Source organism: Tenacibaculum discolor (genome assembly GCF_003664185.1).
Taxonomy (GTDB): Bacteria; Bacteroidota; Bacteroidia; order Flavobacteriales; family Flavobacteriaceae; genus Polaribacter; species Polaribacter discolor.
In genome coordinates this window covers 23,656-35,468 of record NZ_RCCS01000001.1, presented here as the reverse complement: position 1 = coordinate 35,468, position 11,813 = coordinate 23,656, and the positions used below count along the sequence as shown (strand labels likewise).

10 protein-coding genes are annotated in these 11,813 nt (G+C 29.4%); 7 read left to right on the top strand and 3 right to left on the bottom strand.

Features of this window, described 5'->3' with window-relative positions:
* The first annotated feature begins 81 nt into the window (after positions 1-81).
* A complete protein-coding gene (locus C8N27_RS00160; RefSeq protein WP_121145626.1) occupies positions 82-840 on the top strand; it encodes a response regulator transcription factor in 759 nt (252 codons plus the stop codon).
* Here the strand turns inward: C8N27_RS00160 and C8N27_RS00155 are convergent.
* Positions 837-1,592 (bottom strand): ThiF family adenylyltransferase, encoded by a 756-nt coding sequence (locus C8N27_RS00155; protein ID WP_121145624.1) that lies wholly within the window; start codon positions 1,590-1,592, stop codon positions 837-839. The genes C8N27_RS00160 and C8N27_RS00155 overlap by 4 nt on opposite strands.
* A gap of 838 nt (positions 1,593-2,430) precedes the next feature.
* Here C8N27_RS00155 and C8N27_RS00150 point away from each other — a divergent pair.
* The 4 genes from C8N27_RS00150 (at position 2,431) to C8N27_RS00135 (ending at position 7,302) form a co-directional block, all read left to right on the top strand.
* A complete protein-coding gene (locus tag C8N27_RS00150; RefSeq protein ID WP_121145622.1) occupies positions 2,431-2,895 on the top strand; it encodes a cupin domain-containing protein in 465 nt (154 codons plus the stop codon).
* Between the two features lie 597 nt (positions 2,896-3,492).
* Complete coding sequence (gene rsgA, locus C8N27_RS00145; protein ID WP_121145620.1) at positions 3,493-4,560, top strand: ribosome small subunit-dependent GTPase A; 1,068 nt, start codon at positions 3,493-3,495, stop codon at positions 4,558-4,560.
* Positions 4,561-5,391: 831 nt separating this feature from the next.
* Positions 5,392-6,024, top strand: coding sequence for an NAD(P)H-dependent oxidoreductase (locus C8N27_RS00140; RefSeq protein WP_121145618.1), 633 nt, complete (start codon positions 5,392-5,394; stop codon positions 6,022-6,024).
* 93 nt (positions 6,025-6,117) lie between these two features.
* Positions 6,118-7,302: an alpha/beta hydrolase-fold protein gene (locus tag C8N27_RS00135; RefSeq protein ID WP_121145615.1), complete on the top strand. Its 1,185-nt coding sequence runs from the start codon at positions 6,118-6,120 to the stop codon at positions 7,300-7,302.
* A 164-nt stretch (positions 7,303-7,466) separates the two neighbouring features.
* On the opposite strand, the gene C8N27_RS00130 is transcribed toward C8N27_RS00135, so the two are convergent.
* Together C8N27_RS00130 and C8N27_RS00125 are read right to left on the bottom strand one after the other, a co-directional pair.
* Positions 7,467-8,174 carry a LytR/AlgR family response regulator transcription factor gene (locus tag C8N27_RS00130; protein WP_121145613.1) on the bottom strand — a complete coding sequence of 236 codons (708 nt, stop codon included), beginning with the start codon at positions 8,172-8,174 and terminating at the stop codon, positions 7,467-7,469.
* Positions 8,171-9,058: a sensor histidine kinase gene (locus C8N27_RS00125; RefSeq protein WP_167444702.1), complete on the bottom strand. Its 888-nt coding sequence runs from the start codon at positions 9,056-9,058 to the stop codon at positions 8,171-8,173. The genes C8N27_RS00130 and C8N27_RS00125 overlap by 4 nt, the downstream gene beginning before the upstream one ends.
* 443 nt (positions 9,059-9,501) lie before the next feature.
* Here C8N27_RS00125 and C8N27_RS00120 point away from each other — a divergent pair, with 443 nt between their 5' ends.
* Positions 9,502-10,734 carry a S41 family peptidase gene (locus C8N27_RS00120; protein ID WP_121145609.1) on the top strand — a complete coding sequence of 411 codons (1,233 nt, stop codon included), beginning with the start codon at positions 9,502-9,504 and terminating at the stop codon, positions 10,732-10,734.
* Positions 10,735-11,781, top strand: coding sequence for a WD40 repeat domain-containing protein (locus tag C8N27_RS00115; protein ID WP_121145607.1), 1,047 nt, complete (start codon positions 10,735-10,737; stop codon positions 11,779-11,781). It abuts the gene before it with no gap.
* Positions 11,782-11,813: the final 32 nt, after the last annotated feature.

The window sequence follows — 11,813 nt, the reverse complement described above, 5'->3', positions numbered from 1 at the left end:
TTTTTTTGTTAAAAAAAACACAAATAAATTTGTATTGCATTTATTTTTTCACTTATTTCGAATATAAGTCCCTTCGAAACTATGAACAATATTGATGATTTTTTCACATCACGGAATACCGTGACCAACATATCTGAAAATGAACACAAGCAAACGACTAATTATTTAGAAGTAATTAAAGCCTTTGCGAGAACTACCTATAAAAGTATTTATGTGATAGACTATCAAAAAAAAGGATTTGAATATGTTTCTGAAAATCCTCTTTTCTTATGCGGACACACTCCTAAAGAAGTTGAAGAAATGGGATACCTTTTTTACTTTAATTATGTTATTTCAGAAGATGTAGAACTATTACTTAAAATAAATACTATTGGGTTTGATTTTTATGACAAAATTCCATTAAAAGAAAGAATCGCTCACTCTATTTCTTATGACTTTCAATTAAAAAACCAAGAAGGAAAATCATTCTTAATTAATCACAAGCTAACTCCTATTTTTTTAACTGAAGAAGGTAAAATTTGGAAAGCTATTTGTATTATCTCTCTTTCCAATGAACAAAATTCTGGAAATATTAAGATATCTAAAAAAGGAGAAAATAAAATTTTCAAATATGATTTAAATGGTAATTATTGGAAAACAGAAGAGAAAATTGAGCTATCTAAACGGGAAAAGGAAATTTTAAGATTTTCCGTTAGGGGTTATACAATTAATGAAATGTCTGAGCCTATATGTGTGTCTCCTGATACTGTTAAATTTCATAGAAAAAAATTGTTTGAAAAATTGGGAGTTACCAATATTTCAGAAGCCATTGTGTATGCTACAAATAATAAATTAATTTAATTCATGTTGATAGTAGAAAAATAAAATTCTGGAAATTTTTTATATCCTTTATTTGTAGCTATTTTAAAAAGAAGGTGAGTACACATACTAGCAACCATCCAAGAGCCAATAGATAATTGTGGTGGAGATAATTTTTTATTTTCGTTAAAGTACTCATGTAATACTTCATCTAACCAGAGCTGTGGTGTTCCCCAAAACTTCATATAGTTTGAAATATATTCAACTACTCGAAGTTCATTGATTTTTTGTCCGTTTTTTGCTATAGCCTTTAATGATAGACCATTGGGAGATATTACAGCTACCAAACCTCCCCAACCTAAATTATATGGGTGTAAAATTGGTATATTATTTTGCTGACAAACCTCATCAAAAATTAAAGGGACATCAGAAGTAAAATCCAAAGCATTAATGGCTACCTTATGATCAAGAATATATTCCTTTAAATTTTCTGACGTTATAAAGCTATTATATACATTAATATTAGCTTCTTTATTTATTGCTAATAACCGTTTTTTAATAGCATTAACTTTAGAGGTATTGATATCTTCTTCAATATAGTTTTGTCTATTTAAATTTGATTTTTCAACATGATCACCATCTACAATAGTTATATTTTCAAACCCAAAACGCAAAGCACATTCTGCTATAACACCACCAATTCCAGATCCTCCCAATAAAACAGGGTAATTTTTAATAATTTCTTGCTCTTCTGGTTTAACATATATTCTATTTCTACTATATCTCATATCCATTGCAATAATATTTTATAACAAAAATAACAAGTATTTTTTTATTAAACTTTACACAAAAAGGTAGTTTTTCTCTTTTATAAAATAAATTTAGGTTTATCTCACATTAGTTTTGAATGTAATCTTTAAAATGGTTAATTTAATAGACATTATTATTAAAAAAGCACAACGAATTTATTCTCCTTTAAATTAAAGATTACTTAATTTTTTTCTTTTATAAATTGAATTAAATAACTGACCTCTCACTTTATTTAAAAATATTTCAGGTTTGATAACAAGAAACTTTATAGAACTAGGTAAAACATTTTTAACTCTTAGAAGCAATAGAAGGGTTAATTCATCTCGCCCATGAACCCAAAATACAGGGATTGCATCAAAATTAATAAACCATTATTAATAAAAATTCTAGTTTCTGTAATTTCATTAGGAATATATTTTTCTTTTTTGAGTTAGTAGTAGATTACAGCAGACAAAAAAATCGTCACAACAAAAAAGATTTTTTTCTATGATAACTTTAACCAACATAAAGTAAAAAATAAAGCTAATCCTATTCGCAATGTTTAGTTTTTCTTAATTTCAGAGTAGCTCAATACCAACCATGAGAGTTTATTAACTTCATTCATACTCAAAACATAACATTCAGCTCAATATTTTATTCTTTAAGTAACTTTTTGATAGTACTATTGTAAGCAAAAAAACTGTAACTTTCTGTCTCCTTATACTTATCCTGATTCTTAAATTAAATACAGAAATTCCAAGTGATTATACTTATAATAAACAAGTTAATATAATTTGAAACCCTGTTTATTTTAACTATATTAAGTATCTAAAAATCAACAAAATGAAAACAAACAAACTAAACCTGTTAACCCTTATCCTAGCTTTTTTAGCTATCGGATTAAATGCTCAAAGCAATGGTGTTTCAAACACTGAAACTTCTATTGCTACAACTGTTAATAATAAGAGTTTGAAATGGCTTCCTGCTCCTGATTTCTTTCCTAACTGTTCTTTTACAATACTTCATGGCGATATATCTAAACCTAATTTAGATTTTTTCTTTAGAATAGAACCTAATACAGAAGTTATAAGTCACACACATAAATCACCTGAACGAATGATTTTAATTTCAGGAGATTTAGAAGTACAATACCAAGGTGAAAAAGCTACCGTATTAAAAGCGGGTTCATATGCTTATGGTCCTGCAAAAAAACCGCACAGGGCTAAATGCTTAAATAATGGTCCCTGTGTTTTATTTATCGCAATGGTTGACCCTTTTGATGCAGTTCCTATCATAGAAAAAAAATAGTTTATTCCGTTAAAAGGACACTTCCAGTAATCTATACAAAAAGCAACAAACAATGTTTGTTGCTTTTTGTATATAAGTCCTTCTAATTATGTAAGATGAAAAAAGTCCTCTCTTTTATAATTATTAGTTAGAAGCGTGTTATTTTTTACTTTTTTTACATGCGTTTATGAGTGGCTCGACTAGAATCATGTACGACGTCACCACTACGAACAGAAGATATGCTATTCCAATTAAGGTATATAGAGTTCTCATGTAATCATTTTTAGTAACTTACATTAAAGTTACTAAATATTTAAGAAATCTTAAAACAACAACTAAAAGCATTCTTCTTCTTTAAACTTTTAAAAGATATTTTTTATAACTTTGACCTTTAATACAATTTTATGTCTATTACATCTATATCGTATTCGGATATTGTAAAATAGATAGTCAATTTTCTTAAGGCTATCACCACTTTATACTTCAGATAACCATCTGAAGCATTCCTATTTATTAACATTTTACATATAAACACATTAATTGTGAACGCTTATGTGTTTAAACTCATTTAGTTTATGAATAACGTAAGTGTTTGCTATATTTTAAAATACTTAAAATATGAAACTAGAAGATTTCGGATATAACGATAATATAGAAAAATTAAAGATAGAACATAACTTACAAGACTTTGAAATTGGAAGAATTATTTCTGAGCATAAAGAACGGTATGTTGTTAAAACAGAAAAAGGAGAGTTTGATGCTGAAATTACAGGAAACTTAAGGTATACTGCAAATACTCGTGAAGATTTTCCTGCTGTGGGAGATTGGGTTGCACTAGTAATATATGATTCGTATAGCTCTATAATTCATAAGATACTCCCTCGAAATTCAATTATTTCAAGAAAAGCAGTTGGTCATTTTGGCGACATACAAATAATTGCTACAAATATTGATTACGCCTTTATTATGCAGGCAGTTGATAGAGATTTTAGCATCAATAGAATTGAAAGATATCTCACTATTTGTAATACATCAAACATTCAACCTATTATTATTCTTACTAAAATTGATTTAATAAACGAAACATCGCTAAAAGAATTAATGGTTTCCTTAAAAAAAAGAATTAATAATGTACCCATATTTGCAATTAGCAATATCTCTAAACAAGGTTATAAAAAACTAAAAGAAATTATAGTAAAAGGTAAAACATATTGTCTTTTAGGTTCCTCTGGAGTTGGTAAATCAACACTAGTAAATACATTTGCTAACAAAGAATTAATGGTTACTAAAAATGTTAGTAGTTTTTCTAAGAAAGGACAACATACAACCACACATCGCGAACTCATAATTCTTGATAATGGCGGTATTTTAATTGACAACCCAGGAATGAGAGAGGTTGGAATAACAGATACATCAAATGGTTTAGAAAAAACATTCGAAATAATTTTTGAATGTTCTAAACATTGTAAGTTTAAAAACTGTACACACACTATAGAAATTGGATGTGCTGTTACTAAAGCTGTTGAAATTGGAGAAATAGATGAATTTTCTTATAAAAACTATTTAAAGATGGAAAAAGAAAAAGAACATTTTGAAGCTACTGCTGCTGAAAAACGTAAAAAGGATAAAGATTTTGGAAAAATGGTAAAACATTTTAAAAAAATTAAAAAGTCTAGTAAATACTAAGCACAGTAACACATATAACTAACAGCGGTTTGAACTCAAATTCAAGCCGCTGTTTTATGTAGTATAAGCCTTATAATTAAAAAAATAGCTAAACTAATAGTTATTTACACACACGTTGTTTTTTACTTTTTAATAGAAAATTGTTTGTTTACATTCAAAACCAACTTTATTCCTTCTTAGGGAAAGCTCAACGTGACGCGCTGATAGTTCCGTTGCGTTGAGGAAAGCTCAGCGAAGCTCGCTGACGGTTCCGTTGCGTTGAGGAAAGCTCAGCGAAGCTCGCTGACGGTTCCGTTGCGTTGAGGAAAGCTCAGCGAAGCTCGCTGACGGTTCCGTTGCGTTGAGGAAAGCTCAGCGAAGCTCGCTGACGGTTCCGTTGCGTTGAGGAAAGCTCAGCGAAGCTCGCTGACGGTTCCGTTGCGTTGAGGAAAGCTCAGCGAAGCTCGCTGACGGTTCCGTTGCGTTGAGGAAAGACCAGCGAAGCTCGCTGACGGTTCCGTTGCGTTGAGGAAAGACCAGCGAAGCTCGCTGATGGTTTCGTTGCGTTGAGGAAAGACCAGCGAAGCTCGCTGACGGTTTCGTTGCGTTGAGGAAAGCTCAGCGAAGCTCGCTGATGGTTTCGTTGCGTTGAGGAAAGCTCAGCGAAGCTCGCTGACGGTTTCGTTGCGTTGAGGAAAGCTCAGCGAAGCTCGCTGACGGTTTCGTTTACTTGGATTTTCAATCCAAACTCCTTTGAGAAAGAAAAAATGTAAAAAATTGCTGAATCAACATATGTAAAGGCATTGTAACTACTCCCCTTTTAATTTTGCTGTTTTCTTAAACAATAATAGTATGACTTTAATAGACAACCTTGAGTGGCGATACGCTACTAAAAAATTTGATGCTTCTAAAAAAGTTTCAGCACAACACATAGAACTTTTAAAAAGAGCTATTCAATTAGCTCCTTCTTCCTATGGTCTTCAACTATATACCGTTTTGATTATAGAAGACAGTATAATAAAAGAACAGTTGAAAGCTGTTTCTTACGGACAAAGCCAAATTACTGATGCTTCTCATTTATTTGTGTTTTGTAATTATACAAAGGTTACCAATGACCATATAGATGCTTATTTCTCTTTAAAATCTGAAATAGAACAGGTAAATATTTCAAACTTTAAAGGATATGCTGATTTTATTAAATCTGACGTTATGAGCAGAACTTTGGTTGAAAAAAACAAATGGACTTCTAACCAAGTTTACATTGCTTTGGGGAATTTGCTTAATGCTTGCTCTGAACTTAAAATAGATGCTTGTCCTATGGAGGGTTTTGACGCCGAAGCTTATAACAAAATATTAGACTTGAATAAGTTAGGGTTAAATGCTGCTGTAATTGCTCCTGTTGGTTATCGCTCTGAAGAAGATAGCTCTCAACACACATACAAAGTGAGAAAACCTATAGACAATCTTTTTATAGAGTATAAGTAATTACCATACATGAAATATCATAGTATAACCGTACATTTTTTGTACGGTTTTTTTTATTTTCTTTTATATTCGCCGACACTTAAAAAAAATAAAATGAGAATATTATTTACTATACTATTAATAACTTTCTTTTCAAATTTGTCATATGGACAGAGTAAAAAAGACATTATTATTGGTAAAAGATTTGCAATCAAATCTGAAATACTTAATTCAAATAGAGAAATATCAATATATCTCCCTAATTCATATAACAACAATGATTATGTAAACTATCCTGTGCTTTACCTCCTTGACGGCAGGAAATTTTTTCACCCTTTCACCGGAGCTGTTGCCCAAATGAGTAGCGATGCTAGCCCACAAATTCCTGAAATGATAGTAGTGGGTATTACTAGTCAAGATAGATTAAAAGATTCATCTCCTACAAGGTCCATGATAGGCTACTCCGGAAAAGAAGAAAAAGGACTAGAAATAAGTGGCGGTGCCAACGATTTTATAAAATTTATCGAGAAAGAGCTTATTCCTTATATTGATAATAACTACAGAACAAATAATTATCGAATTTTTTCGGGATATTCATTTACTGGGTTACCTATACTGCACGCTTTATTTACTAAACCCGAATTATTTAATTCATATTTGGTAATTGATTTTAGCGCTTGGTGGGATAATGAAGTTACCCTTAAGAACCTTGAGAAATTCTTCAAAGAATATAATGGAACCTATAAAGATGTATATATAGCTACCGTAGATAGAGTAGAGAACACTGTTTACCCTGAAAAGGCTAATCTGACTTGGAGATTTATTCAAAAATTCGAGCAATTGCATCCTTATAACATAGGTCTAGGATATAAAAAATATGGCTATAAAGAAGAAAACCACCATACTATGCCTTTGGTTTCATTTATGGATGGTATGAAATACTTGTTTAGAGGGTATATGATTAACTATGATGAAATGTATACCAACCCTACATTGATTAAAAAAAGGTTTGACAAATTATCAGATAGACTTGGGTATAAAGTTTTCTTAAGAGAAGAATTAGCCAATTACTTTGGCTATCAATTTTTATACACAATCAAGGATTTAGACAAAGCTTTTTTCTATTTCAAATATAACACAGAAAATTATCCCTCATCAAGTAATACTTGGGATAGCTTGGCGGAGTTTTACATGTTAAAAGGAGATAAAAAGAAAGCTATTGAATATTATGAAAAAGCATTAGAGTTGAATACAAAAAACACTGACATAAAAAAACGATTGGAAGAACTTAAAAATTAAATACGTGTGCTAACAGCCTATATAACTTATGGATAGCCTTTTCATAGAGTATATAGGTAATTACTACATTTGAACTCAATAGTATAACCGTACATTTTTTGTACGGTTTTTTTTATTTTCTTTTATATTGGCTAACGCTTACTAAAAAAGAATAAAGTTATATACTAAAATAACTTATTTAAGTTCCCTTTATAAGTTTGTCCAACAGGTATTTTATATTCTTTGATAAAAATTCTATTTCCTTCAATTTGATTAATTTTTATTTTAGAAATAATAAATGATTTATGTATTCTGATAAATTCATTTTTTGGTAAAAGCTCTTCAAAAGAAGAAATTTTCTCATGACTTAAAATCATTCCATTTTCTAAATATACTTTGGTATAATGTCCGTAAGCTTCTATAAATAAAATGGATTCTAAATGTACTTGGTGGTATTTTTTGTCACTTTTTAAGAAAAAACTTTTAGCTTCTTTTTTAGTATTTTCAGTTACTGATTTGATAGTTTTATTTCCTACAACCAATTGACTTACAATAGTTTTATTAACAGCTTTCACAAAACGTTCAAAACTAAAAGGCTTCAACAAATAATCAGAAATATTAAGCTCATAGCCTTCTAATGCAAACTCTTTATAAGCAGTAGTTACTATAATCTTTGGTGGATGTGGGATTGTTTTTAAAAAATCAAAACCAGATAATTTTGGCATATTTATATCCAAAAACAATAAATTGACTTCATTCTCATTTAAAAATTGCATGGCTTCAAATGCATTGTAACAATTTCCCTTTTTTTCTAAATGAGATAAATCATTACAATATTTTTCAATAATACGATGTGCAATGGGTTCATCATCAACAATTACATAATATATCATTTTGTATCTAGTTTTAGAGATAAATTATATACAGAACCGCTATTTTCAATAGCTAATTGATACTTTTTAGGGTATAATAGTTGTAATCTTTGCTTTAAATTTTCTAATCCAATTCCAGTACTATGCTTTGTTTCTAGTTTTTCAAAATTGTTTTCTATTTCAAAGCTTACAATTCCATCATCCGTACTAATTTTTATATGAATATAAGCGTTCTTGGTTAATTTCTCAACACCATGCTTAAAAGCATTCTCTAGTGCAATTATATACAATAGTGGTGCAACTTTATAATCTAATACTTTAAAATAATCAAATTGAATATCTACTTCTTTTTGATACCTAATTTTATGTAATTCAATATAGTTATTTAAATAGTCTATTTCATCTTTTAAAGAAACAAGATCTTCTTTTCCCATGTAAATAGTATAACGCATCATCTCAGATAATTTCAAAACAACTTCTGGTGCCTCATCAGATTTTTCTACAGTTAAACCATACAAGTTATTTAAGGTATTAAAAAAGAAGTGTGGATTTATTTGACTTTTCAATAACGATAATTCCACTTTTGATTTTTTTGTTTCTAAAGTTTTTAACCATTTCCATTGCTGAAAAAACCATCCGAAGATTAAAACTAAAAAAGGGATTGCTAAAATAATTTTAATTTCTTTCTCTTGTTGTAAATACACTTTTAAATCATCAATATATACCCTTATATAGATAAAATAACTCAAACTCAAAACATAAAAAGCTATTGTAAACAGAGCGTACTTTTTAAAGAATTTTGATGCTATAATTGAAAAGAAAAGCAAACCAATACAAATAATACCAATAAAAGTAATCGGGTTATCAATTATTTTGGAAATGGCATCATTGACTAAAACAAGCATAAAAAGAAACATTAGTCCTAAAATTTTAAGTGTCTTAGCCTTATGTTTCTTAAAAAAAGGAAAATAATAAATGGGTAATGAAAACAAAAACCAATAAAAGAGAAAACTTAAGGTATTAGATAGGTGTTCTGAATTATCTATATATATAAAATCAAAATGCGATAATACTAGAACTACAATTCGAAAAATTATGAGTCCATATATAAATGCTTTGTATTTTTTTAAGAATGTTATCACCCTGTAAAGCTACTATTATTACCTCTATTCATAAAATGATTTTCATCAACTCATTAAAAATTGACACGAACCCATGATTATTAAACGCAAATCAAGTTTGCGTTTAATATAACCTTATGTAGGTCTAAAAACCTCTCAAATAAGAAATAAAATTTAATGAATTAAAGATTGACTATAGGTTTGTATCAAATTAAAAATCAATTAAAATGAAAATACAAATTATCACATTGATATTGGTGTTTACTTCTGTAATAAGCTTATCAGCGCAGAACAAACAAATCACTAAAAAGGAAAAAGAAGAAATCATTTCTATGATTTCAGCAAACTTATTAGAAACCTATATAGATTTAGATACCGCTAAAAAAATAATTTCATCCATAAAACCAAATAAGTACAACACCGTCACAGATTATGGTATGTTTGCTGAAATAGTAACACAAGATTTACAAAATGTTAGTCGAGATTTACATTTAAAATTAAATTACGAACCTAAAAAAATTGCACGAAGTAAATGTCTAATACCAGAAGCGACCAAAAGAAAAAGAAAGAAAATGATAACTAGTAAAATGGCAGAAGTCAACTATGGTTTTACTGAAGTTAAAATTTTAAAAGGAAATATTGGCTACTTAAATTTACACATGTTTGCTGACACTACGTATGCAAAAGATGCAGCAACATCTGCAATGACTTTTTTAAGAAATACCAATGCTGTTATAATTGATTTAAGAATAAACGGCGGAGGAGTACCAAGCATGATCCAATTATTATCTAGTTATTTTACAGATGCAAAACCGGTGTTATTGAGTAATTTCTACGAACGAAAAACCAACACTAAATCACAATTATTTACCTTCGAAACTATTGATGGAAAAAGAATGACAAATACCCCCTTATATATCTTAACTAGTAAAAACACATTTTCTGCCGCAGAAGCTTTTACATACACATTAAAGCATTTAAATAAGGCTGTTGTTGTAGGTCAAATTACTAAAGGAGGTGCTAATAGAACAAAGAAAATTAATTTAAATGATGACTTTAGTATTTCTATGCCATATATCAAAGCAATACACCCAGTAACCAAAACAAATTGGGAAGGAAAAGGTGTACTTCCTACCATAAAAACAAGTGAAAAAGATGCTTTTATTATTGCTTATATTGATGCAATTAACAAAACAGTGATTCAAAATAAAAATAAAGTTTTCAATAGTATTGGATATGAGTTTTTACATGAGAAATCTATAGGTAATGCTATTAAAGTTTTTCAAGAAAACGCCAAGTTGCATCCAAATGAAGCTAATTCTTGGGATAGTTTAGGTGAAGCCTATTTTTATAAACATGATAAAGAACTTTCATTAAAGGCCTACAAAAAAGCTTTAGAATTAGCCCCTAATTCTCCTTCTATAAAAAAAATGATAAAGAAACTAAAAGCATTAAAGTAAATGAAAAAGAGAAAGATTATATTGCTTTTAGTAGTATTAAGTATAACTTACTTTATTTATGTACAATTATTTAAACAACCAAAGTTATTTGAAGGAAACCTTATCGAATTAAAGAATACATTTAAACATCATTCTGGTGATGTTTGGGAAGTTAAATTCGCACCAAATGATACACTTATGGTTAGTGGCGGTATAGACCAAAATACAAAAATTTGGAATCGAATAACAGGGGAAGTAGTACATAATTTACCTCATAAAATAGGGTCACCATCTGTAGATTTTAACCCAAACGGAAAACTTGTTGCAACTGGGGCTTATGATGGATTAGTGAGACTTTGGGATGTAAATTCTGGAGTGCTGTTAAAAGTACTTGATGGAAATAAGGGAACAATTTGGTCGATAAGCTTTAGCCCTGATGGTAATTTAATTGCAGCAGGAGGTGATGATAATAAAGTAACGGTTTGGAATGTTAATACAGGAAAAGTTACAAATGAATTTAAAGAAGCTTCTCATAATATTTGGGAGGTAGTTTTTAATCCGACTGGAGATCATTTAGCGGCTTCAAGTAGCGATAACACCATAAGAATTTATGATATAAAAAGTGGCAGGTTATCAAAAACAATTTTAGGTCATTCTTTAGTCCCTTTATCAATGGATTTTAGTCCAAATGGAAAATTTTTAGCAAGTGCTGGAGATGATAAAACTATTAAAATTTGGGATACAAATAAGTGGGAGCTATTGCATACCTTACAAGGTGAAAATGAAGCTATTCATTCTGTAGTGTTTATTGGTAATAATAGAATTTTAGCTGGAGGAACAGATAAAAAAATGCTAGGAGAATTATTAGAGTATCATTTTGGATTTACAGGTTATACTAAACCTATAGTTGCAACACTTTGGGATATTAATGACGAAAAAATATTGCAAACAATAACTGATCATACAGATGATATTGGTTTAGGAATGGATGTAAATTCTAGTGGAGAATTAGTAGCTACACCTAGTAAAGATAAGACGGTAAAGGTTTGGCAAGTTATAAAAGAATAATTAAAACATATTTTAACTAAAGTATTAAAACA

Excerpts from the sequence above, each read along its gene's own strand:
- C8N27_RS00160 (WP_121145626.1), top strand. The coding sequence starts at position 82 with ATGAACAATATTGATGATTTTTTCACATCACGGAATACCGTGACCAAC.
- C8N27_RS00155 (WP_121145624.1), bottom strand. The coding sequence starts at position 1,592 with ATGGATATGAGATATAGTAGAAATAGAATATATGTTAAACCAGAAGAG.
- C8N27_RS00150 (WP_121145622.1), top strand. The coding sequence starts at position 2,431 with ATGAAAACAAACAAACTAAACCTGTTAACCCTTATCCTAGCTTTTTTA.
- rsgA (WP_121145620.1), top strand. The coding sequence starts at position 3,493 with ATGAAACTAGAAGATTTCGGATATAACGATAATATAGAAAAATTAAAG.
- C8N27_RS00140 (WP_121145618.1), top strand. The coding sequence starts at position 5,392 with ATGACTTTAATAGACAACCTTGAGTGGCGATACGCTACTAAAAAATTT.
- C8N27_RS00135 (WP_121145615.1), top strand. The coding sequence starts at position 6,118 with ATGAGAATATTATTTACTATACTATTAATAACTTTCTTTTCAAATTTG.
- C8N27_RS00130 (WP_121145613.1), bottom strand. The coding sequence starts at position 8,174 with ATGATATATTATGTAATTGTTGATGATGAACCCATTGCACATCGTATT.
- C8N27_RS00125 (WP_167444702.1), bottom strand. The coding sequence starts at position 9,058 with ATGCTTGTTTTAGTCAATGATGCCATTTCCAAAATAATTGATAACCCG.
- C8N27_RS00120 (WP_121145609.1), top strand. The coding sequence starts at position 9,502 with ATGAAAATACAAATTATCACATTGATATTGGTGTTTACTTCTGTAATA.
- C8N27_RS00115 (WP_121145607.1), top strand. The coding sequence starts at position 10,735 with ATGAAAAAGAGAAAGATTATATTGCTTTTAGTAGTATTAAGTATAACT.